This is a genomic window from Sporosarcina cyprini, from assembly GCF_022048975.1.
Lineage (GTDB): Bacteria > Bacillota > Bacilli > Bacillales_A > Planococcaceae > Sporosarcina > Sporosarcina cyprini.
This window is the reverse complement of the sequence record NZ_JAKMHX010000030.1, coordinates 122585-147968: the sequence shown is the minus strand read 5'-3', so window position 1 is coordinate 147968 and position 25384 is coordinate 122585. Positions and strand designations below refer to the sequence as shown.

At 43.4% G+C, this 25384-nt stretch carries 26 protein-coding genes and 1 tRNA gene; 19 read left to right on the top strand and 8 right to left on the bottom strand.

Going from position 1 to position 25384, the window contains the following annotated elements; all coding sequences use genetic code 11:
* Window positions 1–81 precede the first annotated feature (81 nt).
* The 4 genes from L7D49_RS13165 (at window position 82) to L7D49_RS13150 (ending at window position 2738) form a co-directional block, all read left to right on the top strand.
* Window positions 82–696, top strand: coding sequence for an FMN-binding negative transcriptional regulator (locus L7D49_RS13165; RefSeq protein WP_238081556.1), 615 nt, complete (start codon window positions 82–84; stop codon window positions 694–696).
* A 29-nt stretch (window positions 697–725) separates the two neighbouring features.
* Window positions 726–1190 (top strand): NUDIX domain-containing protein, encoded by a 465-nt coding sequence (locus L7D49_RS13160; RefSeq protein WP_238081554.1) that lies wholly within the window; start codon window positions 726–728, stop codon window positions 1188–1190.
* A 129-nt stretch (window positions 1191–1319) separates the two neighbouring features.
* Window positions 1320–1955 (top strand): TetR/AcrR family transcriptional regulator, encoded by a 636-nt coding sequence (locus L7D49_RS13155; protein ID WP_238081552.1) that lies wholly within the window; start codon window positions 1320–1322, stop codon window positions 1953–1955.
* A 9-nt stretch (window positions 1956–1964) separates the two neighbouring features.
* Window positions 1965–2738 (top strand): alpha/beta fold hydrolase, encoded by a 774-nt coding sequence (locus L7D49_RS13150; protein WP_238081550.1) that lies wholly within the window; start codon window positions 1965–1967, stop codon window positions 2736–2738.
* A 214-nt stretch (window positions 2739–2952) separates the two neighbouring features.
* On the opposite strand, the gene L7D49_RS13145 is transcribed toward L7D49_RS13150, so the two are convergent.
* Together L7D49_RS13145 and L7D49_RS13140 are read right to left on the bottom strand one after the other, a co-directional pair.
* Window positions 2953–3348: a YciI family protein gene (locus L7D49_RS13145; protein WP_238082755.1), complete on the bottom strand. Its 396-nt coding sequence runs from the start codon at window positions 3346–3348 to the stop codon at window positions 2953–2955.
* 315 nt (window positions 3349–3663) lie between these two features.
* A tRNA-Arg gene (locus L7D49_RS13140) sits at window positions 3664–3736 on the bottom strand.
* An 835-nt stretch (window positions 3737–4571) separates the two neighbouring features.
* Here L7D49_RS13140 and L7D49_RS13135 point away from each other — a divergent pair.
* Complete coding sequence (locus L7D49_RS13135; RefSeq protein ID WP_238081548.1) at window positions 4572–4949, top strand: multidrug DMT transporter permease; 378 nt, start codon at window positions 4572–4574, stop codon at window positions 4947–4949.
* A 282-nt stretch (window positions 4950–5231) separates the two neighbouring features.
* Window positions 5232–6440, top strand: coding sequence for an RtcB family protein (locus tag L7D49_RS13130; RefSeq protein ID WP_238081546.1), 1209 nt, complete (start codon window positions 5232–5234; stop codon window positions 6438–6440).
* A gap of 43 nt (window positions 6441–6483) precedes the next feature.
* On the opposite strand, the gene L7D49_RS13125 is transcribed toward L7D49_RS13130, so the two are convergent.
* Window positions 6484–6762 carry a hypothetical protein gene (locus tag L7D49_RS13125; RefSeq protein WP_238081544.1) on the bottom strand — a complete coding sequence of 93 codons (279 nt, stop codon included), beginning with the start codon at window positions 6760–6762 and terminating at the stop codon, window positions 6484–6486.
* Window positions 6763–6960: 198 nt separating this feature from the next.
* Here L7D49_RS13125 and L7D49_RS13120 point away from each other — a divergent pair, with 198 nt between their 5' ends.
* From L7D49_RS13120 to L7D49_RS13090, 7 genes are all read left to right on the top strand, one after another.
* Window positions 6961–7740 carry an amino acid ABC transporter substrate-binding protein gene (locus L7D49_RS13120; RefSeq protein ID WP_238081542.1) on the top strand — a complete coding sequence of 260 codons (780 nt, stop codon included), beginning with the start codon at window positions 6961–6963 and terminating at the stop codon, window positions 7738–7740.
* Between the two features lie 59 nt (window positions 7741–7799).
* The gene (locus L7D49_RS13115; protein ID WP_238081540.1) at window positions 7800–8459 is read left to right on the top strand and encodes an amino acid ABC transporter permease; all 660 of its coding nucleotides are present in this window, start codon (window positions 7800–7802) and stop codon (window positions 8457–8459) included.
* A 26-nt stretch (window positions 8460–8485) separates the two neighbouring features.
* Window positions 8486–9247, top strand: a complete 762-nt coding sequence (locus tag L7D49_RS13110; protein WP_238081538.1) for an amino acid ABC transporter ATP-binding protein — start codon at window positions 8486–8488, stop codon at window positions 9245–9247.
* Window positions 9248–9338: 91 nt separating this feature from the next.
* Window positions 9339–10235: a carbon-nitrogen hydrolase family protein gene (locus L7D49_RS13105; protein ID WP_238081537.1), complete on the top strand. Its 897-nt coding sequence runs from the start codon at window positions 9339–9341 to the stop codon at window positions 10233–10235.
* Window positions 10222–10893: a GNAT family N-acetyltransferase gene (locus tag L7D49_RS13100; protein WP_238082752.1), complete on the top strand. Its 672-nt coding sequence runs from the start codon at window positions 10222–10224 to the stop codon at window positions 10891–10893. Before L7D49_RS13105 ends, L7D49_RS13100 begins: the two co-directional genes overlap by 14 nt.
* Before the next feature lie 20 nt (window positions 10894–10913).
* The gene (locus tag L7D49_RS13095) at window positions 10914–11582 is read left to right on the top strand and encodes a GNAT family N-acetyltransferase (protein ID WP_238081535.1); all 669 of its coding nucleotides are present in this window, start codon (window positions 10914–10916) and stop codon (window positions 11580–11582) included.
* Between the two features lie 379 nt (window positions 11583–11961).
* Window positions 11962–12510, top strand: coding sequence for a DUF420 domain-containing protein (locus L7D49_RS13090; RefSeq protein WP_238081533.1), 549 nt, complete (start codon window positions 11962–11964; stop codon window positions 12508–12510).
* Window positions 12511–12555: 45 nt separating this feature from the next.
* On the opposite strand, the gene L7D49_RS13085 is transcribed toward L7D49_RS13090, so the two are convergent.
* Complete coding sequence (locus L7D49_RS13085; protein ID WP_238081531.1) at window positions 12556–13038, bottom strand: general stress protein; 483 nt, start codon at window positions 13036–13038, stop codon at window positions 12556–12558.
* Between the two features lie 185 nt (window positions 13039–13223).
* On the opposite strand from L7D49_RS13085, the gene L7D49_RS13080 reads away from it, so the two are divergent.
* From L7D49_RS13080 to L7D49_RS13070, 3 genes are all read left to right on the top strand, one after another.
* Complete coding sequence (locus L7D49_RS13080) at window positions 13224–13892, top strand: DUF421 domain-containing protein (protein WP_238081529.1); 669 nt, start codon at window positions 13224–13226, stop codon at window positions 13890–13892.
* A gap of 110 nt (window positions 13893–14002) precedes the next feature.
* Window positions 14003–15286, top strand: a complete 1284-nt coding sequence (locus L7D49_RS13075) for an alpha/beta hydrolase family protein (protein ID WP_238081527.1) — start codon at window positions 14003–14005, stop codon at window positions 15284–15286.
* 162 nt (window positions 15287–15448) lie between these two features.
* Window positions 15449–16744, top strand: a complete 1296-nt coding sequence (locus tag L7D49_RS13070; protein ID WP_238081526.1) for a purine/pyrimidine permease — start codon at window positions 15449–15451, stop codon at window positions 16742–16744.
* A 105-nt stretch (window positions 16745–16849) separates the two neighbouring features.
* Here the strand turns inward: L7D49_RS13070 and mnmH are convergent, their stop codons facing one another.
* Window positions 16850–17896, bottom strand: a complete 1047-nt coding sequence (gene mnmH / locus L7D49_RS13065) for a tRNA 2-selenouridine(34) synthase MnmH (protein WP_238081524.1) — start codon at window positions 17894–17896, stop codon at window positions 16850–16852.
* Window positions 17897–17924: 28 nt separating this feature from the next.
* Window positions 17925–18971 (bottom strand): selenide, water dikinase SelD, encoded by a 1047-nt coding sequence (gene selD, locus L7D49_RS13060; protein ID WP_238081522.1) that lies wholly within the window; start codon window positions 18969–18971, stop codon window positions 17925–17927.
* A gap of 271 nt (window positions 18972–19242) precedes the next feature.
* Between selD and L7D49_RS13055 the strand changes: the two genes are divergently transcribed.
* The 3 genes from L7D49_RS13055 (at window position 19243) to dacB (ending at window position 22801) form a co-directional block, all read left to right on the top strand.
* Entirely contained in the window at window positions 19243–20661 is a 1419-nt protein-coding gene (locus L7D49_RS13055; RefSeq protein WP_238081520.1) for an NAD-dependent succinate-semialdehyde dehydrogenase, read from the top strand.
* A gap of 180 nt (window positions 20662–20841) precedes the next feature.
* Window positions 20842–21078, top strand: coding sequence for a hypothetical protein (locus L7D49_RS13050; protein ID WP_238081518.1), 237 nt, complete (start codon window positions 20842–20844; stop codon window positions 21076–21078).
* Window positions 21079–21319: 241 nt separating this feature from the next.
* A complete protein-coding gene (gene dacB, locus L7D49_RS13045) occupies window positions 21320–22801 on the top strand; it encodes a D-alanyl-D-alanine carboxypeptidase/D-alanyl-D-alanine endopeptidase (protein WP_238081516.1) in 1482 nt (493 codons plus the stop codon).
* A 39-nt stretch (window positions 22802–22840) separates the two neighbouring features.
* Here the strand turns inward: dacB and ilvA are convergent, their stop codons facing one another.
* Both ilvA and L7D49_RS13035 read right to left on the bottom strand, forming a co-directional pair.
* Entirely contained in the window at window positions 22841–24106 is a 1266-nt protein-coding gene (ilvA, locus tag L7D49_RS13040; RefSeq protein ID WP_238082750.1) for a threonine ammonia-lyase IlvA, read from the bottom strand.
* A 166-nt stretch (window positions 24107–24272) separates the two neighbouring features.
* Window positions 24273–25163, bottom strand: coding sequence for a diacylglycerol/lipid kinase family protein (locus L7D49_RS13035; RefSeq protein ID WP_238081514.1), 891 nt, complete (start codon window positions 25161–25163; stop codon window positions 24273–24275).
* Window positions 25164–25384 lie beyond the last annotated feature (221 nt).

The window sequence follows — 25384 nt, the reverse complement described above, 5'->3', positions numbered from 1 at the left end:
TTTCATATTGATTAAACGTGGAAACTGTTAGAATGCTAATATAAATCAAATAACATGAAACAGAATGGAGGCTAACTGAGTATGTACATACCAAAATATTTTAAAGTAACCGACATGGAAGAAATAAAAAGTTTTATCGAAAAGCACTCGTTCGCCATGCTGGTTACTACAAAGAATGGAAGGCCAATCGCCACCCATCTTCCAATTCTTTTCAAACAAAATGGAGAGGATTATTTTGTGACGGGTCATATGGCGTACGGTAACCCGCAATGGAAATCTTTTAAGGAAAGCGAAGAAGTTCTTCTCGTTATTCAAGGACCGCATTCCTATATTTCTTCTTCATGGTATGAAGAGGAAAACGTACCGACATGGAATTACCAGGCTGTACATCTTTATGGCGTGCCAGAAATAGTAACTCAAAAAGAACTTGTCCAAGATCTGACGCATTTATTAAAGAAATACGAAAGTCATCGTCCAGAAGGTGTCGTATGGGAAAAGCTTTCAGACGGGTTAATTACGAAAGAACTCAAAGGTATTGTGGGATTCAAGATTAAGGTGACCGAAGTCCAAGCTGCATATAAATTAAGCCAAAATCGAAATGACAAGGACTATAAAACGATCATTGAGAAGTTGTATTTAGAGGGTGAAGGGCATAGTCAGCAAGTGGCGGAAGTAATGGAAAGGCAGCGGAAGTAGTCAATGACTTGATAAAGGGGATAGGGTACATGGGTGAAAAGATGATCACAAAAAATCATGGATACGAATGGGTGGAATTCATTCCGCTGACCGAAAAAGAAATAATGCGGTATCATCCAATTGCCGGCTCCTTTGCAATTGTTGAATGTGCCGGTAAATATCTAATGTGCTATAACACATGGAGAGAACAATGGGAAATCCCTGCTGGACAGAGAGAAGCTCATGAAACTGCCAGGGATTGTGCGATTCGGGAGCTTTATGAGGAAACAGGACAAAGGGTAACGGAAATGCAGTTTAAGGGCCTGATGAAGGTGAAGAACCTGGCAACTGAAACACTGAAATATAACCCCGTATACTTCACGAGCATTAATCAATTACAGCCCTTTCAGAAGAATGCTGAGACCTCAAAAATCATCCTTTGGGATGGTGAAGAAGATATAGGGTATGTCGATGAGGTTGATTTGAAACTTTTGAATTGGTTTGGTAGAGAATGAGTTGGACAATATGATTGATTTAAAGATGGCTTTGTACTTTTGGCCATCTCATTTTTTGTGTTAATTTGACCGGGTTGGTCAAATGTTCTATACTGGAATTGACCAACCTGGTCAAAGTGGAGGGTTTTGATGAATAACTTGTGGGATATGGACATTGAAAAACGCAAAAAAATCATGAATGCGTCGTTTGAGGAATTTGCAACGCATGGTTTTTCAAATGCCTCAACCAATCGTATTATCAAACGGGCAGGAATTTCGAAGGGCTTGCTTTTCTATTATTTTCAAAACAAACAGCAATTAGTTTATTTTCTTCTTGAGTTTGCGATCGATTATGTAAAGGACCACTACGTCAATAAAATGGATACAGACATTCGGGATTTTTTTGAAAGGTATAAGCAGCAGCGTAGTTTAAAACATGCCATTTATCAAGAAAATCCCTATTTATTTAGTTTTCTTTCTAGTTACTATTACCAGTTTAGAAATGAAATCGAGCTGCCGACAAAAATGGGTGAACAGCTAACTAAGCTTGAAGAGGATATTTTAAGTAAGCTTCATGACAACTTGGATATGGATTTGTTTCGGGATGACATGTCCACGCGTGAGGTGTTTACCTATATTAAGTGGATGCTTAATGGGTATGAGGCAAATTTATTGGAAGAGGTGGGTAATGACCTTGCCTCCGTTGACTGGAACTATTATTTTGAACGAGATGTAGAATCAATAGAGAATCTAAAGAAGCTTTTTTATAAGAAAGAATACCATTAGGGGGAAGTCATGAAGTTTAACGTATCGGGGAATTCAGAAATGGAAACGATTATATTGCTGCACGGCGGTGGGCTTTCAGATTGGTCCTTGAAAAGACAAGTTGATTATTTATCGAAAAAATATTACGTGGTCACACCAATTATAGATGGGCATGGCGAAGATAGCGAAACAATCTTTAAAAGTATTGAGGATTCAGCAGATCAGTTGATTACGTTTATAGATACGCATTGCAACGGTCGGGTATTTGCCATATGTGGGTTGTCGTTAGGTGCCCAGATCGTCATGGAAGTGATTTCAAAAAGGAAAGCCATTACCCGGCATGCCGTTATTGAAAGTGGGTTAGCTATTCCTATCGAAAAACTGACGAAAATGTCATTAATGGCTCAAAAAATGACCTACGGATGGATTCGATGGAAGTGGTTTGCAAAGATGCAGGCTAGAACGTTGCAAATAGAGGATAATTTGTTTGATCAATACTTCGAAGACAGTAAAAAGATATCAAAAGAATCACTGATGAACATCACATACAGCAATGGAAACTTTCATCTGAATAATAGAGTGAAGGAGACAAAGGCGAATGTATTGATTATTGTCGGCTCTAAAGAAATACAACTAATGAAAAAGTCGGCGCGGCTGTTGAAGGAAACCATTGCTCATAGTACTCTATTTATTGCAGAGGGCATGAATCATGGGGAAATGAGTTTGGTTCATACTGAAAAATACCTTGATTTGATAGAAGCATTTTTTCAAGAAAATGTGATTTTTTCACAATCAATTACTTAAAATTCTTAAATAAAAGCCGTCTCTAAATAAGAAACGGCTTATAATTACGTATTTTATTGATAGGAAATTGTTTCGTTACTCTCAATTATTCTTTATTTGTTTCCATCCTGTTTTGCTTTTTCAAGAATGGGCGATTTAGATTTCTGGGTTGTAGAAGGATTGTTTTTCATTGGTTCGCCATAAGCAGTCCAAGTATTGAAATCTGTTTCTTTCTTTAATCTCTCCTGTAATTAGCTACTTCTTTTGCAAACAGTAAAGGATCATCAATTACTTGACGGAGTTCAATCTGACCTTCCCCAAAGCCCTGTGGGTCCGGCATCCGCATTGCCCATTCGATAGCTTCTTCCCTCGACTTCACATCAATCAATATGAAGCCGGCAATCAAATCTTTTGTTTCAGTAAAGGGACCATCCGTAACTACTTTTTCTCCTGGTCTCGGAAACGAAATGCGAAGCCCATTTGAACTTGGATAGAGTCCCTTAGCCGCAACCCGCACACCTGCTTTAACTAATTCCTCATTGTAATGACTCATTGCTTCATTGAGCTCTGGATTTGGGAGATTTCCACATTCTGAATTCTGTGAAGCTTTGACAATCAACATAAATAGCATAAATTTTCCTCCGAAATTCATACTTGGCCTCGTAATTAGTAAAACAAATAATAATTAGAGTCAACAAAATAAATGGATTTATTGACACGATAGAATAGTTAGTTTCGTTGCATAATAAAAAATTCGTTATTTGCTACGTTGAATGTCTGTTCATTAGAACATGAATTCAGATTAAAGTTAAAGTCCCTCTTCTAACTACGAATTCAGCCGGAAGCTACACCCTGCCTAAACGAAAAGCCGCGGTAGACTGCCGATAAGTCAACGAGTGACGTTATGACAATAAACCGCGGCAAAGTGCGCTATGGAGAGATATGACGTCCCAGGCAGGATTCGAACCTGCGACCTACGGCTTAGGAGGCCGTCGCTCTATCCCCTGAGCTACTGAGACATGGTTTAAGAAAACTATAGTTAATAGAGAACAGTAAAAATTATATATGACGAATCCGTTCAAAGCAAGCTAATCGGATTCATTTCTATTTCATTAATCCACTAATTAGGCTTGAATAGATATAAATAAACGCGATGACTATTGATATGGATTTAAATTTGTTCGGCCATTCGATATGCTTGTATCGTTAATTAAAGAACACCAAGCATTTATTCACTAAAAAGTTGCGGATTGGGTGCGGCTGCGATCGATCAAAGAATATTGGACTCCTATTAGCTAATTATCCGGCTAGCTCGTAGGTGTGCTCTGCTAGCAAGTTATACGTACCGATGCGTTAACGCAAGACATCATTTGTACGTAAATTACTCGCACACTGAAAAAACGCTGCAAAGTCGCAGAAGGGCATAAAGACAAATCTGCGGGCCTGTCGCCGAACAAGCAACATACCATTACTTGTAATCCGTACGATGTGTTAATTCTTGAAGCATGAACATTTACGTAAATTAATGCAATAGAAAACGTACAGAATGTAATTGGCGACTCGTGTGAGGAGATGTCTGGTGTATTTGACGTTGGTATCGACCGATTGCTCGAGTCATATGATGTAATAAACTTCACGGAATGGCGGGAAAAGAGACTTAGTTTACAAGTCGAAAACGTCGACTACTAATCGAATGCGTTTTAGGTTTCATCCTGTGCAATTTTAAGTTTCTAGGAAGCTAAGCTATTCAATTTTCACAGGACTGTACACGTGGTTTATTGCGGTCAAAACTATCACTTGCCTTACAATTTCCTCGTTAGAAAATTTCAATTTGTTATGAAAAGAGGAAACTAAATGAAAACAAAATGGCTTTTGAGCAGCAGTGCCGTGATGATGGGATTGATAGGGTTGGCAGGAACCTTTATGTCGGAAGAAATTTCCGAAATTTTAGGTGGCTCATCGCCTATTAGTCTGATTCTACTGCAAATCATCGGGGGACTCTATTTAGGATTCGCCATGTTGAACTGGTTTAAACGCTCGGCCCGAATCGGCGGCATCTATAACAAACCTGTCGTGTTAGGAAATCTTATACATTTTGTTGTTGTACTTTTTGCTCTAATCCGGCAGTTGGCCGAGCAGTTTGATTTTATGTTCTTTATCCTGTCATTAGTTTATCTTGGATTTGCCATTTGGTTTGCATTGGTTATGCGCTCGAATCCTATAAGTAATTAATCGAAAAGGTCTGTCTTATAGTAAACGGGGAAATATATTGTATGTCTTTATTTGTGGGTTGACTATAACTGAACTAGTCATTGAGCAAACTTAGTATATTAAAATCCTAGCTTCAATATTGAAGTAAGGTTTTTTTCTTTTTGTACCTTGACCTTTTAACAATCTGAATCGATTGCTGAAGTAGTTGTACCGGAACTGTTATGCATTCTCATATGAGTTTCTATTCTTTCTGCCGTATGAAATAATGGTAATCTACTATAAACAAATACAGGAGTTGAGGGAATGAGGAAGCGTGTGTTCGGGGAGCACGAAGAACAGACACTACGGCAGTTTGACAATTGTTTGAATACTGGCAATGTGGTTGGGGGCGTGCTATGTGCAGATGGGCATTATGGGTATAGCCAGCCCGTTGGGGGAGTCGTTGTTTATGATGGTCAATTATCTCCTTCGGGGGTTGGCTATGATATAGCGTGCGGCAACAAGGCGGTGCGCACAGATATGAAGTGGCATGATATACAAGAAGACATCCCAAAGATTATGGATGCGATCGCATCCCGGATTTCCTTTGGGATGGGTCGAAAAAATGCCGAGCCTGTCGATCATTCACTGTTTGAAGATCCAGACTGGGATGTTTATAAACGAATCGGCCAGCAGGAGCATGACCGGCTGAAGAAGCTGGCGTCTGATCAGCTTGGCACAGTTGGCGCGGGTAATCATTATGTGGACCTTTTAATTGAAGAAGAGACCGGAGATGTGTGGATCGCAAATCATTTTGGAAGCCGGGGATTTGGGCATAAGACGGCAAGCGGTTTTCTCAATTTGGCGAACGGCAGAAAGTTTTCAGATCGGGGACCGGGCGAGAGTATGGAGCAAGCACCTACTTTACTGGATCTAGAAACGGAACTGGGAGATATGTATTACCGGGCCATGACGCTTGCTGGGAAATATGCGTATGCCGGCAGAGATGTTGTCATGGATCAAGTGCTGAATATCTTAGGGGCGAAATCTTTGATGGAAGTCCATAACCACCATAATTTTGCCTGGAAGGAAACTCATGAAGGGAAGGAACGGATGGTTGTCCGTAAAGGTGCAACTCCGTCGGCTCCTGGCCAATTAGGCTTCATTGGCGGAAGTATGGGGGATATTTCGGTCATTGTGCGGGGTAAAGATAATGAAGCGAATAAGGATGCCTTCTATAGTACCGTCCATGGAGCCGGTCGAATTATGAGCCGTACACAAGCGGCAGGTAAAATGAATTGGAAGACGAAAAAACGAACTGGCGGACAAATATCTGAAAAGCAGATGGCCGATGCGGTCGCTCAGTTCGGAGTCGAGCTGCGCGGCGGGGGAACGGATGAAAGTCCTTTTGTTTATCGTCAGCTGCAAACCGTGTTGGATGCGCATGAGGAAACGATTGAAATTATACATGTGTTGCGGCCAGTTGGCGTTTGTATGGCCGGAGCAAACGAGTTTGATCCATATAAAGACTAAACAGCTGCTTCGCCAATTAGAAGGCGAAGCAGCTGTTTTGTTGTTATTCATTGCTTTTATGGGTTTCCTCTTCTTCGCTTCTTCCATGCTTGATAACAGGTTCATGCGAAAATTCATCTTGGTATGCACTATGCTTCATGCCGGTTTCAGGAAACATGCCCTCAAGATGTTTACCATCGCCATCTTCGCTTACAAAGCTAGGGGAAATGTCAACGTCTTCGATTAGCTGTTTATCTGATTCGGTTATAAAGGAATCCTTATCTTTTTCTTTTTGTTGCCGTTCACTTTCCATGAACATTCTGTTGTCCGTTTCTTTTGTCATGTAAAATCCTCCTGTTCATGTTATATAGAAGCTTCCTTTACTTTTCCTGATTGTCGAGGCATATAAACTCCGTTGTTTTGAGAGTGAAAATATTTAACATTTCGACTATCATGAAGCCTCTTCACAAACTTTGAAACGCATGTTATATTACTAATACGTTAACGCGTTAAAGTGATGAAGAGAAAAGGGGATTGTATAATGAAACGCAAAATTACTTTTATGATGATAACCATTTTGACCCTCGGTTTGCTGGCGGCCTGCGGAAGCTCCAATGCTTCAAAGGAAGCGGATAGTCAACTGATTATTGGTGTAGATGATAAATTTGCTCCTATGGGTTTCCGGGATGAAAAGAACGAATTAGTAGGTTTCGATATTGATTATGCTAGAGCTGCAGCAGAACATATGGGAATGGACGTGAAATTCCAGCCGATCGACTGGAAGACGAAAGAGACTGAACTGAGCAGCGGACGTATTGATTTGATCTGGAATGGGTACACAATCACTGAAGATCGAAAAGGCAAAGTGCTCTTCACAAAGCCGTATTTGGAAAACGCGCAAGTCGTAGCTACTCTGGCAGATTCGCCAGTGAAGGAATTAAACGACCTTGAAGGGAAGAAAGTCGGACTTCAAGCCCTCTCTTCCGCTGCGGATGCTTTGGATGCAAATCCGATCAAATCTAAAATCAAAGGTACTTCTGAGTATGCAGACAATGTCCTTGCTTTGACAGACCTGAAAACAGGGCGCGTTGATGCTGTGATTATCGACCAAGTAGTCATCGATTATTACATGTCCAAAGAAGAAGGCACATTCAAAGTGCTTGATGAGACACTCTCCCCTGAGCAATATGGGATTGGTGTTAAAAAAGGTAATGATGAATTGCTTGAAAAGCTGCAGGCTGCGCTTGATAAAATGAACGAAGACGGCACGGCTGCAGAAATTTCGACAAAATGGTTTGGTGAAGATAAAGTATTGAAATAATCAAGTCGGAAGGGTTTCCGTGAGGGGCCCTTTTTGATTTTACTGAAGGAGTGTCAACTATGTCTTTGGATTATTTGCTGACGATATTAAAACCGATGCTTGAAGGAGCACAAGCGACGGTTCTGCTTTTTTTAATTGCGATCATCGCTTCCATACCACTCGGATTTTTGCTCACCTTAGCGGTACGGAGCTCTGTAAAACCGGTCGCATGGCTGGCTCATGCCTATATTTATCTAATGCGAGGCACTCCGCTCTTGCTTCAATTGCTTGTGATTGTATTCGGATTGCCATTGCTTCCTGTAGTGGGCGACTATCTTGTACTGGACCGATTTGTTGCAGCATGTATCGGGTTTATCTTGAATTACGCTGCGTATTTTGCAGAAATTTTCAGGGGCGGCCTGCTTGCAATTGACAAAGGGCAATACGAAGCAGCTCAAGTGCTCGGGTTAAATCGCTGGCAGACGACAACCAAGGTCGTTTTGCCTCAGATGTTCCGAATTGCTTTGCCGGCAGTTGCTAATGAGTCGGTTACACTTGTTAAGGATACAGCTCTGCTTTATGCAGTTGCAGTCCCTGAATTGCTTCACTTTGCACAAACAGCTGTAAATCGTGATTTCACGATTGTCCCATTTTTTGTAGCGGCCCTCATTTACTTGCTCATCACCATGGTGTTGACGTTCTTTTTCAAATGGTTGGAACGCCGCATGCGATTTGAATAATAGTATAAGGAAAGGGAGTGTCCTGCATGGCAGTCGTTGAAGTGAAAGACCTAAAAAAATCATTTGGGCCACTAGAAGTACTCAAACGGATTTCTTTTGAAGTAGAGCGTAATGAAGTCATTGCGGTGATCGGTCCATCAGGCTCTGGGAAAAGCACGATGTTGCGCAGCTTAGTACACTTGGAAGAAGTGGAAGGCGGGACGATCGCCATTCAAGGAGAAAAACTAGTACAGGACGGGCAGTATGCAAAAGCAAAACAACTGAAAGACATCACATCTAAAATGGGCATGGTTTTTCAACAGTTCAATTTGTTCCCGCACTTGACGGTTATTCAAAACCTTGAACTAGCTCCAAAACTAGTAAAGCAGCGAGCAGAAGAGGGATATCGGAAGCGGGCGATGGATTTACTAGCAAAAGTGGGACTATCCGACAAAGCTGATGTGTTTCCTTCGAAGCTATCAGGCGGGCAGAAACAACGTGTTGCCATTGCCCGGGCGTTAATGATGAATCCAGAGATTCTTCTCTTTGATGAACCGACATCGGCGCTTGACCCAGAGCTGACCGGGGAAGTACTGGATGTCATGAAAGACCTTGCCAAGGAGCATATGACAATGATCGTCGTCACGCACGAGATGGAATTTGCACGAGATGTTGCAGATCGTGTTTTGTTCATGGACCAAGGCGAAATAGTGGAAGAGGGCAGTCCTGAAGAACTCTTTGGGAATCCGAAAAAAGAAAGAACAAAAGCCTTCTTATCCAGAACGATGCGCAATCGAAGGGCTGAGTAGTTGAATTATTGAAATAAAGCATGACTTTCCCTCTGGCATATATTATGATGTTGCTACCATGTCATTTTATTTTACTAGGGGGGTTGGTTGAATGAAACTTCGCGTTTCTGCTGTGCAATATCATCTTCATTCTATCCGTACGTTCCAGGAATTTGCTAATCAATGTGAGCATTACATCCGGAACGCACAGGAATATGATGCCGAATTCGTTTTATTCCCAGAATTTTTCACGACACAGCTGCTTTCTATTGGTGATGCGGATGGAAAAGCATTGACGATCGAGGCGTTGCCGGGATTCACGGACCAGTATCTCGAATTGTTTAAGAGGCTGGCCACTCAATATAATATGCATATCATCGGCGGCACTCATGTCATAGAGCGTGAGGGGCGCCTTTATAATGTCGCGTTCTTATTCTTCCCGGATGGCACAGTGGAAGAACAGGCGAAGCTGCATATCACACCATTTGAAATCGAAGGGTGGAATATGGCGGCAGGCGAGGATTTGAAAGTGTTTGATACTGAAAAAGGCCGGATTGCCATTCTTACCTGCTACGATATTGAATTCCCGGAAATTGTCCGGATGGTGAAGGCTGCCGGTGCGGACGTTATTTTCTGTCCATCTTGCACGGATGATAGGCACGGATTCCATCGTGTCCGCTATACGAGTCACGCAAGGGCTATCGAAAACCAAGTCTATGTTGTCCTGACTGGAACAGTAGGTTCCTTGCCGACCGTTGATTTAATGCGTGCAAATTTTGGCCAGGCCGCCATCATCACGCCCAACGACATTCCGTTCCCTCCGAAAGGTCTTGCGGCGGAAGGGGAATTAAATAATGATATGCTCGTGACAGCTGACTTGGACCTTTCCTTGTTATACGAAGTAAGGGAAAAAGGATCCGTCACAACATGGCGTGATCGACGGACTGATTTGTATACTGATTGGGGGACAAATGCGTTGCGAGGTGCTGGCAATGATGTACCGCAGTGACATCTTGGTGCCTGTCGAAGGGAGTTTTATCCCTGTAGTTGTACGAAATTATTCGATGCAAGACTCCGTTGCAATGATTCAATTGCAAAGTGAATGTTTTCCTCCCCCTTTTCCCGAGGAGCTTTGGTGGAATCGTGAACAGCTCACGCAACATGTCAACCGGTTTCCGGAAGGTGCGATTTGCGTAGAATATAATGGCCGGATTGTTGGATCCATTACAAGCCTATTACTATCTTTTGATTGTGATCATCTAGATCATACTTGGGAACAGGTAACAGACAATGGCTATATCCGCAATCATGATCCTAATGGAGATACGCTATATATAGTGGATATTTGCATCCATCCTGCTTTTAGGAAAGCCGGGCTGGGCAAAATTATGATGCATGCCATGTACCAGCTTGTCGTTAAGCTTAATCTGAAGCGGCTGCTTGGCGGCGGTAGGATGCCAGGATATGGAATGTACTCCAAGCAAATGACGGCGGAAGAATATGCAGAAAAAGTAGTGAACGGAACGTTGCGTGATCCGGTTCTCAACTTCTTGCTCAAATGCGGCAGAACGCCTCTCCGTGTTATGGAAAATTATTTGGAAGATGACGAGTCAAAAAATTACGCTCTCTTAATGGAATGGAAGAATCCGTTTAACTCAAAAGAATGATAATAAGGGGATAGTTGAGAATGGAATTTACACGAATCACATCGATAGAAGATCCGTTGTTCGCAAAAATGCACAATTTATTAGGTGAAGTTTTTCCGCCAGAGGAAGTGCTGGAATTTAATCTTTGGAAAGAGCCCTTGGAGGATCCGGGCATCCGTGTCTTTGTAGCAGTCGAAGAGGGGGAAGTCGTCGGGGCTACCGAATATCGTTATTATCCGCAATGGAATATCGCGATGACTGATTTTACGATCATTGGATCTTCCGGTAAAGGGATCGGTCATTTTCTTGCCAAGCAAAGGGAAGAAGACTTGAAACGGTTAGCTAAGGAAAACGGCAAAGAACTGTTCGGCATGTTTGCTGAAATTTATGATCCTTACGAACGGGAGGACTTTGATTTTGGTGGCATCATGGCCATGAATCCTTTCGTTCGTCGTGAAGTGCTTTCCCATTTGGGGTACCAGCGTTTGGATTTCAATTACGTGCATCCTTCCTGGAAAAATGATGGGGAAGCAGTTGAAGGGCTTGATTTCTGTTTCATGCCATTGGAAGAAACAAACGAAATCCCATCCACTCTAATTGTCGATTTCCTTACTGACTATTACTCTGTCTTATCAAATAAGCCAGAGAGATGGATTCAAATGATCGAAGGGTTGAAGAACAAGGAAACGGTCCGTTTGTTGCCTTTATAATATAACCATCCCTCGAACTTTATTGTTCGGGGGATTTTTTACAGTAGGCTACTACATCTCCAAGGCTTACAGACACGGCTGCTAAACTGGCAGCAGACCGGGCCAATTGTCCTGCGTGCGGCTCTTGGCAACTCAATGGTCTACCGTAATGAGACTGACAGAAAGGATAGCCTCGGAAGCCTAAACAGGTAGTTCTGTCAGCTGTGCAAATGCATGGTAGACTCTGTCAATTTGTTCAGAGACAGCTGTCACAAATTCAGTTATGAAATTGAATCATGACATCCCTGTGAACATTCGTTCCGCTGTGGTTAATCTATGATAAACTGAATGCAGCTGAAATTTTTTCAGGAATGAACAAACTTCGAGGAGTTGTGAGGAAATGAAATCATATACAGGGGGAGAGTCCTTTCGAAAACGGAATTATAAGCCGCTGATCATTGGGATTTCTGTTGTTTTAATTGGAGCCATCGGTCTCTTGTCCCGTCTTCCGGGCGTCGAGGATTTTCAAGCTTTTGATGTAACGATACTGCCTTTATTGAATGCAATTTTTAATTCGTTTACGTTTCTCTTTCTAGTGGCGGCACTAGTGGCAATCAAAAAACGGAATATTACCGTGCATCAGCGTTTTATTAACGCAGCTCTAGTCACTACGACTCTGTTTCTTGTTACATATGTAGCGTTCCATTACTTATCGCCTTCCACGCCATATGGGGGAGAAGGGGTGTTGGCGGGGATCTATTATTTTGTCCTCATTACCCATATCGTCCTAGCTGCTGTCATCGTTCCGCTTGTGCTGACAACTGTAACCCGTGCCTGGAACCGTGAGCACGACAGGCACCGGAAAATCGCAAGATGGACAATGCCATTATGGCTTTATGTCAGTTTCACAGGTGTCCTAGTATATATTTTAATCTCGCCATACTATTAAAAAAGAAAGGGTTCTCCGCAAATGGAGAACCCTTTTTCATATTGTTTAGACAAGTGGGCGATCTGGATATTCAGCACGGTGATCAAAATCAGTGTATTCACCATCAACGAGAACTAGGATTTTTCCTTCATCGAAATACTGGTTATATCTCTCTGCCTCATCTTCTGGGATACCCATGCCGATTAGTGCGCCGGCAAGTCCACCGACACCAGCGCCGGCTGCAGCGCCGGTAATTCCCGCTACAATCGGGCCAGCCGCGATGATCGGACCGACACCTGGAATTGCGAGAGCACCGATTCCAGCAAGTACACCGCCAAGACCACCAAGGACTCCGCCTGTCGCTGCGCCTGTTGCGGCGCCATCAGCAGCGTGTGTTCCTGTCTCTTCCTCAATATAATCTACTTGATGCTCGTTTTTGCTGATGATTGAAATATCATTAGAGTTGTAACCTTGTCGTTTTAAATCCTCGATTGCTGCAACTGCTTCCGCTTCCGTATCATAATAACCAACTACACGTCTTTGTACCATAATTATACGCCTCCTGGTTTATTAATAAGTTTATCGAACTGACAATAAAATACCCCTCCATACGAAACTGAAACATTACATGACGGTTACAAGCTTGTTGGACAATGTTTCAGTTTGCTGCTTGCTGTGTCAGATCGGCTGTAAATGGGTACCTATTTTACAAGGCAGAATAGGAGGTTCATCTAATGGATTATGTGATTAATGGATTAAAACTCGTTACCGGTTTAATCGCGTTTATGATTGTCATCCGTGCACTTGGGAAAAAACATTTGGCCGAAATGACTCCTTATGACATGATCTATTTATTGATGTTTGGAGGGATATTGGAAGAGACCTTATATAACCCCAAGATCTCCATATGGCAATTTCTTTTCTCCTTAGGTGTATGGGTTGTTGCGATTTACGTGATTGAAAAACTAGTAACAAAATCTAATAAAGTCCGGATCCTGTTAAAAGGGGAACCCGATCATCTCATTGTGGACGGAAAGATAAATCTGCACCTAATGAGGAAAAATCAATTGGAGATGGAACAACTGCGCTCAATGCTTCGGCAACAAGGCATATTTTCTCTTCGAGAGGTGAAAGATCTCTTTCTTGAACCAGGTGGAGACATTTCTATTAACCAATATGCAAAATATAAACCTGTGACATGTGGGGACTTGAAGATAGACAAACAAGAAGAATATCCAAGTGTATTGCTGATAGATGAAGGGCAAATTCAGCAGGAGGTCTTGCATGCTATTGGAAAAACAGAATCGTGGCTGCGACAAGAATTAACAAGAGAAGGGTTTCCCAATCCCCATGACGTGATCTATTGCGAATGGTCGAAATCGGACGGATTCTTCATTAAATAACATAGTCGGAATAGGATAGAGAATTCGATAGTGGAGAATTCTCTATTTTTTTAATTGGCAATCTCACTCGTTTTTGTTATACTTTATATATAACAAATGAGGTGGTTTGTATGAGAAGAAAATACTTGGCCTTGCTGTTGATGGCATTTGCTTTAGTGGCGTTGACTGCATGTGGAAAAGAAAAAGGGATAGAAAAACCAATCGAGGAGGATGGCAATTTGAGTTCACTTGAAGGGATTTGGGATGGAGCGATTGACGCAGCCGGCCAATCTTTGCCAATTACTATATCTATAGATGAGAAAGGTGGACAGATCAGTATCCCTGCACAAGGATTACATGACTATAAGTTGTCAAAAGTAGAGCTGAAGGATTCTAAGCTGACAATGGAAATGACCCTGCAAGGGCAAAAAATGACGTTTCAAGGCGTAAAAGACGAAACTGGATTATCCGGAACATTTACGCAAGCCGGGCAAAAGTTCCCTTTCCAATTGAAGCTTCGGGAGCCAGAATTGGGCCAGCGGGTTGAAGTGGATGTGACAGGAGGGACAATGTCAGCCTTGCTTGTTGAACCGAAAGGAGAGGGGCCGTTTCCCATCATGGTCATCATTGCCGGCTCCGGTCCAACTGACAAAGATGGGAATTCCGATGTAATGGCAGGCAACAATGACAGTCTTAAAATGGTTGCCCAATCATTAGCAGAGCAAGGCATTGCCTCCATCCGTTATGACAAGCGCGGTATTGGCGACAATCGTTCACTCATGACCAAAGAAGAGGACATTCGTTTGGATGATTTTATTGAGGACGCTGCCGCATTCGCTGAATGGGCGAAAAAAGATAGCCGTTTTAATAAAGTCGGCATCATTGGTCATAGTGAAGGTTCTCTGGTCGGCATGGTGGCTGCAAAGAAAGCAGACACCGATTTGTTCGTCTCCTTGGCCGGCATAGGAAGACCGATGGATGTCGTGTTGAAAGAGCAGTTGAAAGAAGCATTGCCGGATGAATTGCAACCGCAGGCGTTTGATATTTTAGATCAACTAAAAGCGGGCCATACAGTGAAGGATGTACCTCAAGAATTAGCTGCGGTATTCAGGCCATCAGTCCAGCCATATATGATGTCTATGATGGCGTATGACCCGGTCGATTCGTTGAAACAGCTTTCCATTCCAGTACTCATCATTAATGGAGACCGTGATCTGCAAGTAGTTCCTACAGACGCGGAAGCCCTTCATAAAGCGAAACCGGAGTCCAAATTAGTCATTGTGCCGAATATGAACCATGTATTAAAAGATTCTTCCGAAAACCGGGAAGAAAATCTCGCGACGTACACCGATCCTGACTTGCCGTTAGCTAAAGGATTAATGGAAGCAGTTGTTTCATTCATTAAAGAATACTAAAGAAGGGTTGCCCTTAGTCAAATGAGACAGGGGCACCCTTTTTTGCTGGAAGTAGAACAATCTGCAATGATTTTATTGAAAAATTGTTGAAATCAATGATTGGCGAAGAACGTGGTATACTGTAAAACGAAATTATTTGTCCGTACGGAATGAGGTGATGGGATGAAACATATAGCAGGCGGATTGCAATGGGCCGTGTTCCTGATTGCCTCTTCGATCGCTGCACCAATTGCGATTGGTCATGTATTTGGAATGGATGCGGCGGAGACTGCTCTTTTTATCCAAAGAACGATGTTTGTCCTTGGTTTGGCCTGTATTGTACAAGCGGCCATTGGGCATCGGATGCCAATCAATGAAGGCCCGGCAGGTTTATGGTGGGGGATCTTCGTCGTCTACGCAGGTATGGTCGGCGTGTTGTATTCTACGAAGGAAGATGCGTTGCAGGCACTGCAGAGCGGAATGATCTATAGTGGCGTCTTGTTCATCCTGCTAGCGGTTTTGGGACTAGTCAGCAAGATGAAAAAACTATTTACCCCGGCAGTCACCTTTACCTATTTAATGCTGCTGATTTTGCAGTTAAGCGGAACATTTATCAAAGGAATGCTGGGCATCGAGAACACCGGAGATGCGATTGATATCCGTGTCGTCATTGGAAGCATTATCATTGTCATCCTTATGTTTATTATGATGAATCACAAAGTGGGTTGGATTTCCCGTTATTCTGTTTTACTGGCGATTTTAATTGGCTGGCTGTTGTTTTTAGCTATCGGGAAAGCCCCGGCTATTTCAACGGTTTCCGGAAAAGTGATTGATTTTCCTGACATACTCGTTTATGGTAAGCCTGTTTTGGATGGCGGGATGCTCGTAACGGCATTTTTTATAACATTATTATTGATTGCCAACATGATGGCTTCCATTCGGGTAATGGAAAACCTTTTAAAGCAGTCGTTTTCGATTGAAACGACTGATCGTGTTAAGCAAGGCTCAATTGCTTCAGGTATCAATCATATGCTCGCTGGCTTGTTTTCAGCGATCGGGCCAGTGCCGATTTCCGGTTCAGCAGGATTTGTCGGAGCGACTCGGATGGCTTCATTAAAACCCTTTATTATCGGCAGTGCAATTATCGTTGTTATGACATTGTTTCCTGCTGTCATGGCAACGTTCGCTGCATTGCCCGCACCGGTCGCTTATGCGGTGACCTTCGCCATCTTCTCAAAAATGGTGGAAATGGCATTCCATGAACTCGCGGCAGATCCACATCAGCAGCAAGCGTATAAAGTGGTGGCAATTGGTCTAATGGTTGGTGTTGGATTGATGTTCGTCCCTAGTGATAGCTTTGTCAAACTTCCAGGGCTTGTTGCCGCCATTTTATCCAATGGTTTGATTACCGGAACGATAGCGGCCGTCGTCATTGAACAGTTTCTCTTGTGGAAAAGCCGCAGAGCCGCTCGGATATAAACAGCTGAAATAGAAAGCGCAATTTCGTTAATGGAGTAACGAAATTGCGCTCTTTTTATGGTTTGATTGGAATCATTATTTCAAACAGGATGGGGAATCAGATTTCTATTTGGTCACTGAAGCCACTGCCGATTCATAGATGTCTGCCACTTTTGCAAGCGCGTCCTCCGTGTCGGCAGCATGGACAACGATCGCTTCGCCTGGTTTTGTGGATGCGGAATGCTCATAGCGTGGATCATAGTAATTCAGCAGCAGCAGTTCAACCGCTTTTTTAAATTCCTCTTTCGCTAAATGAGTTTCGATCTCGAACGCAAGAGCTGGTTTTACTCTTTTCTTGATTAATTGGAAAGCATCGAGAAACTCGTTCGGTGAGTTCCAAGGCTCGTAATCGTCTAGAATATTTTGTACCCGCTGTTCCATCGGCAAATGGATGATGACATGGCGGCCGTTTTCTTTTTTGTTGAACAGGAAAGGCGGGAGAAGCACTTTTCCAATCCGTTTACTTTCTCCTTCAATTAATACAAAGCGTTTGTCCTTCAGCTTTTTCATTTCATGTACAAGGAGAGAGTCAAATTTCTTTTGATTGTTCGGCTGCAGACCGATTTGGCCAAAAATAGAGCCCCGGTGGCCCGCCATTTTTTCGATGTCTAGAATCGGCAGTCCTTGTTCGTCCAGCTTCCGAAGAATGGTTGTTTTACCGGTGCCCGTATAGCCGTCCAACACAATTAATTCAGGAGGAAATTCTTCTTTCTCTAGTTCTTTAACAACCCATTGGCGATAAGAACGAATCCCTCCGCTCAGCCGGTTCACATGGATGCCCATCAATTCCAAAACAGTGGCAGCCGTTTTACTCCGCATGCCGCCTCTCCAGCAGAATACAGTGGTGGGTCCATCAATCTCTTTAAATGCTTTAATGAAAGAAGGAAGTTTCTGTGAAAAAATTTCCAACCCGCGTTCTTTAGCCGCTTCTGGGCTTACTTGTTTATAAAGAGTGCCAATTTCAGCACGTTCCTCGTCATTAAAAACCGGAATGTTTCGGCTTCCCGGGATCGTCGCTTCTTCGTACTCTTTCGGAGAGCGGACATCGACGGTCGTTATCCGCTCTTGTTGTTGCATTTCCATTAAATCTTCTAACGAAATATCTCGTATCATTTTTGTTCACCTTTCAATTCGCGTACCCTTAGATGACTTCAATCTTCTTCCGATTCTCCGCAGTAATCTCTCCGATAATATGAGCGTCCACGCCTTGTTTTCGTAAGTCTTGCAGCAGATTCTCCGCTTTCTCGTTCTGTACCGAAATAAGTAGTCCGCCGGATGTCACCGCATCACATAATATATACCGGTCAATTGAATCAAGTGTTTCTGCAAATGTGATATCGGCCTCCACATGAGCCAGATTGTTTTTCGTACCTCCAGGAATCCTTCCTGCCTCAGCAAGTTCGCGTGTTCGAGGAAGAACAGGCACTTGTGCTGAGAAGATTCGAATACCGACATCGCTCGCTTTTGCCATCTCTGTAGCATGTCCTAATAATCCGAACCCTGTCACGTCCGTCGCAGCATGAACTTCATATGGTGTCATGACTTCAGCGGCAGTTTTATTCAACGTAGTCATAACGGATGTCACTTGTTTTATTTCCTCATTGCTTAGGGCACCATGCTTCAAGGACGTCGTATAAATACCGACACCAATCGGTTTTGTTAAGATTAACCGATCGCCAGGCTTGGAGCCGGCATTGCTTTTTACATGCTTAGGATGGACAGTTCCTGTTACAGCTAATCCGAATTTCGGTTCTTGGTCATCGATAGAATGGCCGCCTACGAGTGTTACTCCGGCCTCTTTCAATTTATCGGCTGCGCCTCTTAAGATGTCTGTCAGTATTTCTTTGTCCAGTTTAGAAATCGGGAACGCCACAATATTTAGAGCGGTTAGCGGTGTTCCTCCCATCGCATAGACATCGCTGATAGCGTTAGTAGCAGCAATTTGACCGAAATCATATGGATCATCGACAATTGGTGTGAAAAAATCCAGCGTCTGGACAATTGCCAGATCATCTGTCAGCTTATATACACCTGCATCATCGCTTGTATCCAAACCGACGAGTAGATTCTCGTCAAATGGGGCAGGAGGAAGTGTGCGAAGTACCTGAGATAAATCTGCAGGACCTATTTTGCAGCCGCATCCCCCTTTTGTTGTAAGTGTTGTTAGTTTGACTCCGTTTTTTTCCATTTTACTGCCTTCTTTCTCGTTCATAGTTAAAATGATGACGTCCATAAGGGTCGTCTATCAGGCTAATGTACACTGTCATACACTAGCGGGATAAACTAAGTGTAGCATACGATTTGCGTGTTTCGCCGAAGAAAGCATCGGTAATGATATACAATAGGTCCTTACGCATAACTATTATTTTTAGAATGTAAAAAGGGTGCACGATAATGGGAATAGGGAAAGTAACAATGATAAAGTAGAAGAATGGAATCATGAAAAAGGAGGAGCTTGAATGGAAACATATCCTATGATCATAAATGGAGAAAAGACAGGTTTAACCTTACCGGCAATAGACGTGGAAAACCCGGCTACTGGTGAAATAATCGCTACGGTTCCACGAGGCGGCGCGAAAGAAGCGGAGCTCGCTGTGGATGCAGCGCACGCGGCATTTAAAGAATGGTCTTTATTAACAGCCTACGAACGGAGTGAACTGCTGCAACGATGGTATTTCTTGATCCAACAGTTTACGGACGATCTGTCTAAGACAATGACAGAAGAACAGGGGAAGCCGCTTGCAGAAGCAAGGGGGGAAATTGCCTATGCCAATGGATTCATCTCGTGGTATGCAGAAGAGGCGAAGCGTATTTATGGGGAAACAATCCCTTCCTCAAGCCCGAACAAGCGCATTTTTGTGCATAAACAACCGGTTGGAGTGGCAGCTGTCATCACGCCTTGGAATTTCCCGGCTGCCATGATTACAAGAAAAGTGGCGCCAGCACTGGCGGCAGGTTGTACGGTAGTGATAAAACCTGCAGAACAAACGCCACTTACCGCAATTAAACTGGCACAGCTGGCCCTGGACGCAGGGATTCCAAAGGGAGTAATCAATGTAGTGACAGGAGACGCAAGCGCAATCGGCGAAGCGTGGCAGCAAGATAAGCGAGTCACCAAATTAACATTTACGGGTTCTACAGAGGTAGGGAAGTTGCTCATGAGGGGAGCTGCAGATAATGTCAAGAAAATCTCCTTGGAACTCGGTGGCCATGCCCCGGTGATCGTTATGGACGATTGCCAGATCGAAAAAGCGGTGGATGGTGTCATGGCAACCAAATTTAGAAACACCGGCCAAACTTGCGTATGCGCCAATCGGGTATACGTACATGAATCCATTGTTGAGGAGTTCACCAGCCGTCTTGTCAAAAAGGTACAAGAACTGAAAGTGGGCAACGGGTTAGAAGAAGGGGTTACAATCGGCCCGCTAATCGATCAACAGGCTATTGCGAAAGTGCAAGATCATGTGGATGATGCCAAGGCAAAAGGGGCTAAAGTAGAAGCGGGAGGTTCAGTAAAGGAAGGATTATTCTATGAGCCGACCCTATTATCCGGAGTAACCGATGACATGTTATGCATGCATGAGGAGACATTCGGCCCTGTGATGCCAATTGTAACGTTCCAATCGGAAGAGGAAGCGATCCGCAGAGCCAATGACTCCGACTATGGGCTGGCTGCCTATGTCTTTACTGAAAACCTAACAAAGGGCATTCGCATTTGCGAGCAGTTGGAATACGGAGTCGTCGGACTGAATGACGGCCTCCCATCCACGCCACAAGCTCCATTCGGTGGATTTAAGCAGAGCGGCATCGGCCGAGAGGGCAGCCATTACGGCATCGAAGAGTACTTGGAAATAAAATACATTTCAGTTGGTTTGTAACTGACTACTCGACACCATAGCTGTTCCGCGTATATACGATCGGCTCCGGGTTTATATTAGCGGTTCGAAGACAGAATCGATCGGTTCTGCGTTTATACGAGCGGTTTGAAAACAGAATCGATCGGTTTCCCAGTTATACGATCGGTTTGAAGACAGAATCGGTAGGTTCCTTAGTTATATGTGCGGTTCGGAGACAAAATCTTCCCCAGTTATGCGAGTGGTACGAAGACCGAATCGATCGGTTCTCCAGTTATGCGAGCGGTTAGAAGACCGAATCGATCGGTTCCCCAGTTATACGAGCGGTTCGTAGACGGATTCGATCGGTTCCCTAGTTATACGAGCGGTTCGAAGAAAGAATCGATCGGTTTCCCAGTTATACGAGCGGTTCGAAGACGGATTCGATCGGTTCGAAGCTAGAATCGAACGAGTACACAGAAAAACGAGTGAGAGACGGTGTTTTGCTTATTAAACGCCGTCTCTCACTCGTTATTTCATTTCCAAACCATCCACTTTCTTGTCGATTGTTTCCTTTTTTTATTCATTTTCCTAGAGCCTTAGAATTAGTTTTAATATGAAAAAAGTTCTAGGAATCTATTTATCAATAAATGATTACATGGTAAACTGTAAAGGAATGACAATTGAGAAGGGGGAATTGAGGTTGCAACGTAGAGTACTAGTTGTCATCTTATCTATGTTTCTATCAATTGGCGTTGTGTTCACGCCGATAACAGAGGCATCCGAAGTACAAGCCGCCAGCACGTACCCAAATTTAGAGCGGTCCATTAACTTGATAATGTCGGATAGCCGCATGAAGGCGATCAATAGCAGTGTGACCATTAGAAAAGCATCAACAGGTGAAATTATCTATCAATCGGATGCAGATAAAAAGATCACACCAGCTTCAACGCTAAAATTATTAACTTCTGCCGCAGCTCTGGATACACTCGGTGAAGAGTACCGGTTCACGACAGAAGTGCTGACGGATGGTACGATTTCAAAAGGTGTGCTGCAGGGAAATCTATTCGTACGAGGGCAGGGAGACCCAACGTTGTTGAAACAAGATCTAGATCAGTTTGCGTCCCAGCTGAAAAAGCAAGGGGTCACTAAAATCACCGGAAATCTTGTAGGAGACGACTATTGGTTTGATGATGTCAGACTCTCCCCGAGCATTGACAAAAGTGACGAATCTCGTTACTATGCGGCTCAAATTACAGGTTTGACACTTTCTCCGAATAAGGATTACGATGCGGGAACTGTCATTGTGGAAGCTGTCCCAACCAAAAAAGGATATAAAGCAAAAGTTAAAATGACACCAGAAACCGGGATTGTTAAAGTGATCAACCGTACCAACACGGTTCCAAAAGGTTCGAAAAATACATTATCCATTAAACGACAAAGCGGGACAAATAACATTATCATCTCAGGTAATGTTCCCGTCGGCAGTTCTGGCAAAAGGGAATGGGTGACCGTTTCCAATCCAACTGCTTATACATTGGATGTGTTTAAAAAGTCTCTGGCAAGCAAAGGCATCAAATTCTCTCCGAAATCTGTGGTGCGTCGAGGAGTGGCGCCGGCAGATGGACAAGTTCTTGCAGTCAAAACATCCATGCCGCTCAAAGACCTGATGAAACCGTTCATGAAGCTGAGCAACAATACGCATGCTGAAATTCTGGCTAAGACGATGGGTCGTCAAAAATACGGAGAAGGCAGTTGGAATGCGGGATTGCGCGTAATGCGCGAATTTGCAGATTCTATTGGGCTTAACAGCTCGGAATGGCGATTCGAGGATGCGTCAGGCATGTCTCATTCTAATAAAGTAACTTCGGCGCAAATGACTGAGCTTTTATTTCTTGTTCGTTCCGCACCATGGTATTCGACTTACGTCCAAGGGCTTCCGGTCGCAGGGGCGAATGACCGATTTATAGGCGGAACTTTGCGCAATCGTTTGACATCGCCATTGGTCAGAGGAAAAGTAGTTGCCAAAACGGGAAGCTTAAATCGGGTAAACAGTCTGGCGGGATATGCAGAAACGAAAGACGGAGAAACCCTGATCTTCAGCATTTTGACGCAAGATCAAAAATCAAGCACGATTCCATTGATTGATAAGATTGCGACTGTGATTGCAACATCTGCGAACTAACTTAAAAACGCCTTGCGATTTTTCTCGCAAGGCGTTTTCTCATATTAATAGCTCAAATAAGGTACTGTCCTTGTTCACTTCTTTAAAAGGAAAACCATTTTCCTGCATCCGATCTAGCAGTCCTGGATAATCTTCTTTCCGCTTCACTTCGATTCCAACAAGTCCGGGACCGTTCTCTTTATTGTTTTTCTTCGTGTATTCAAATGTTGTAATATCGTCATCGGGACCAAGCACTTTATCAAGAAACTGCCGTAAAGCACCAGCGCGCTGAGGGAAGTTGATAATAAAATAATAGAGCAGCCCTTCATGAATTAATGACTTTTCCTTAATTTCTTGCATCCGGCCGATATCATTATTGCCTCCGCTGATTACACAAACAACAGACTTGCCTTTGATTTGATCCTTATAGAAATCCAGTGCGGCAATTGGCAATGCGCCAGCAGGCTCAGCAATAATGGCATGCTCATTGTACAATTCAAGGATGGACGTGCATACTTTGCCTTCAGGCACCCGAATGATATCGTCGACATATCGGTTGCAAATTTCAAAGGTCTTCTGGCCGACACATTTTACAGCTGCACCATCGACAAATTTGTCAATCGTATCTAGTGTGGTCACTTCATTATTCTCCATTGCTGTTTTCATACTGGCGGCTCCGTCTGGTTCCGCACCGATCATTTTCGTATGGGGTGAAAGATTTTTAATATATGTGCATAAGCCCGACATAAGTCCGCCTCCACCAATGCTGGCGAAAACGAAGTCCAGCGGTTCCTCGATGTCATTCATCAGTTCAACTGCTACCGTGCCCTGACCGGCGATGATATCTTCGTCATCAAACGGGTGGATGAATATACGATCTTCAGCGAGCGCGCATTCATTTGCTTTTTCAGAGGAGTCGTCGAAAGTATCTCCGATTAAAATAATATCTACAAAATTTCGGCCGAACATCCGCACTTGGTTGATTTTTTGTTTTGGGGTTGTTTGCGGCATGTAAATCTTGCCATGAATTTGCAGATGGGCACACGCATACGCGACACCTTGTGCATGATTGCCTGCACTTGCGCAGACGATTCCTTTTTCGCGGGCTTCTTCTTCAATCCGCTTGATCTTATAATAAGCGCCACGCAATTTAAAGGAGCGGACATGTTGCAAATCTTCTCTCTTGATGTAGACATGGCAATCGTATTTTTCAGAGAGCCGTTCGTTCTTTTGGAGAGGGGTATGGACGACAACATCTTTCAAAAGTTGATTGGCAATCAAAATATCTTCTACGAAGACTAGCTTCTTTTCGTTTTGTTCTACCATAGTCATTTCTGTATTCCTCCGCATCTTCATAAATATTTTCTAATAGTAACATGATTTCAACAGAAATGACATATGAAATATCCTAATTGTCCATGAATTTCAATGAATCGACACATACAAAACTTTCCGATTACTTTGTAAGCGTTTTCTTTATTAAAATAAGAAGTTATGTAGTCAGGAAAGATATTATGGAAGGTACAATTTGGATGCTTGCTTCTGATTTCCAGTAGATTTCTCCATCCACAACGAGGGGCAGTTTCCGATTTGCCACGATCCGAACTTCCTTGCCAGATGCATACATTACTTCTTTCGCTTCGATTATTCCACCCCTCAGCAAAGCTGGGAAGAGGGAAAATAGGATTCTCCAGCGGGAAGCGCCGTGCAAAACGGTGAGATTCATCTTGCCGTCCAATGGATCAGCCTTTGGGCAAATTTCAAGACCCCCTCCGTAATATTTCATATTGCCGCAGGACATGAGCCAGGTCACGGGAAATTCGTATCCCTTCCCGTCTACAATCAACTTGCTCGAATATGGCTGAAAAGTCATAAGATCGAGAACGGCGGCTACGGAATACGTTAAGCTACCCAGACCGATTTTGTTGAAAAATGATTTATATCTGGCGGTTTCCGCTCTCTCACCAATGGAAGCATCCAGACCGAAGCCTGCGACGGTAAGACCGTATATTCCATTCACCGAAAGGGCATCGAGTTGTACTTCGTTATGCAGAAGCAGCCGCTCTACAAATAGAAGCGGATCTTCTGTAATGCCCAGATTGCGGGCAGAATCATTCCCGGATCCTGAAGGCAGGAAGGCGATTGGCACTTGAGATGGCACGCATATTTGCAGTACAGAATGTAACGTGCCATCCCCGCCGATAATGACAACTGCTTTGCAAGACGCGACAAACTGCTGTAAAAACAAAGCTGTTGCGTTTGCTGAATCACTGATTAAAGCGTGATATGCGATTTTCCGCCCGTCCAGCTGCCGCTTAACTACTTCGAGTTTTTGAAGGGCAGAGGAATTGCCAGCGTTTCGATTGCAAATTAGTACATACATGATTACCCTTCTTTCCCGAACACATTATCTTGAATCCAAGTCCCCACGTTTACTTTTAAAAGGGGAAGGGAACCATTTACATAAGAATCTATTTGTGAAAAGGAGTGGCACACATGGGTTGGTACAGACCGGATGGTCGCGGTCAATGGTTGGCATTTGGGGCCTCGCTTCTCATTATTTTGATTGTCATTTTATGGGGGCTATTTTATTGAAATAACTGT

Bases quoted from the DNA above. Each gene is read 5' to 3' on its own strand.
- L7D49_RS13165 (WP_238081556.1), top strand. From the start codon at position 82: ATGTACATACCAAAATATTTTAAAGTAACCGACATGGAAGAAATAAAA.
- L7D49_RS13160 (WP_238081554.1), top strand. From the start codon at position 726: ATGGGTGAAAAGATGATCACAAAAAATCATGGATACGAATGGGTGGAA.
- L7D49_RS13155 (WP_238081552.1), top strand. From the start codon at position 1,320: ATGAATAACTTGTGGGATATGGACATTGAAAAACGCAAAAAAATCATG.
- L7D49_RS13150 (WP_238081550.1), top strand. From the start codon at position 1,965: ATGAAGTTTAACGTATCGGGGAATTCAGAAATGGAAACGATTATATTG.
- L7D49_RS13145 (WP_238082755.1), bottom strand. From the start codon at position 3,348: ATGCTATTTATGTTGATTGTCAAAGCTTCACAGAATTCAGAATGTGGA.
- L7D49_RS13135 (WP_238081548.1), top strand. From the start codon at position 4,572: ATGAAAACAAAATGGCTTTTGAGCAGCAGTGCCGTGATGATGGGATTG.
- L7D49_RS13130 (WP_238081546.1), top strand. From the start codon at position 5,232: ATGAGGAAGCGTGTGTTCGGGGAGCACGAAGAACAGACACTACGGCAG.
- L7D49_RS13125 (WP_238081544.1), bottom strand. From the start codon at position 6,762: ATGACAAAAGAAACGGACAACAGAATGTTCATGGAAAGTGAACGGCAA.
- L7D49_RS13120 (WP_238081542.1), top strand. From the start codon at position 6,961: ATGAAACGCAAAATTACTTTTATGATGATAACCATTTTGACCCTCGGT.
- L7D49_RS13115 (WP_238081540.1), top strand. From the start codon at position 7,800: ATGTCTTTGGATTATTTGCTGACGATATTAAAACCGATGCTTGAAGGA.
- L7D49_RS13110 (WP_238081538.1), top strand. From the start codon at position 8,486: ATGGCAGTCGTTGAAGTGAAAGACCTAAAAAAATCATTTGGGCCACTA.
- L7D49_RS13105 (WP_238081537.1), top strand. From the start codon at position 9,339: ATGAAACTTCGCGTTTCTGCTGTGCAATATCATCTTCATTCTATCCGT.
- L7D49_RS13100 (WP_238082752.1), top strand. From the start codon at position 10,222: ATGTACCGCAGTGACATCTTGGTGCCTGTCGAAGGGAGTTTTATCCCT.
- L7D49_RS13095 (WP_238081535.1), top strand. From the start codon at position 10,914: ATGGAATTTACACGAATCACATCGATAGAAGATCCGTTGTTCGCAAAA.
- L7D49_RS13090 (WP_238081533.1), top strand. From the start codon at position 11,962: ATGAAATCATATACAGGGGGAGAGTCCTTTCGAAAACGGAATTATAAG.
- L7D49_RS13085 (WP_238081531.1), bottom strand. From the start codon at position 13,038: ATGGTACAAAGACGTGTAGTTGGTTATTATGATACGGAAGCGGAAGCA.
- L7D49_RS13080 (WP_238081529.1), top strand. From the start codon at position 13,224: ATGGATTATGTGATTAATGGATTAAAACTCGTTACCGGTTTAATCGCG.
- L7D49_RS13075 (WP_238081527.1), top strand. From the start codon at position 14,003: ATGAGAAGAAAATACTTGGCCTTGCTGTTGATGGCATTTGCTTTAGTG.
- L7D49_RS13070 (WP_238081526.1), top strand. From the start codon at position 15,449: ATGAAACATATAGCAGGCGGATTGCAATGGGCCGTGTTCCTGATTGCC.
- mnmH (WP_238081524.1), bottom strand. From the start codon at position 17,896: ATGATACGAGATATTTCGTTAGAAGATTTAATGGAAATGCAACAACAA.
- selD (WP_238081522.1), bottom strand. From the start codon at position 18,971: ATGGAAAAAAACGGAGTCAAACTAACAACACTTACAACAAAAGGGGGA.
- L7D49_RS13055 (WP_238081520.1), top strand. From the start codon at position 19,243: ATGGAAACATATCCTATGATCATAAATGGAGAAAAGACAGGTTTAACC.
- ilvA (WP_238082750.1), bottom strand. From the start codon at position 24,106: ATGGTAGAACAAAACGAAAAGAAGCTAGTCTTCGTAGAAGATATTTTG.
- L7D49_RS13035 (WP_238081514.1), bottom strand. From the start codon at position 25,163: ATGTATGTACTAATTTGCAATCGAAACGCTGGCAATTCCTCTGCCCTT.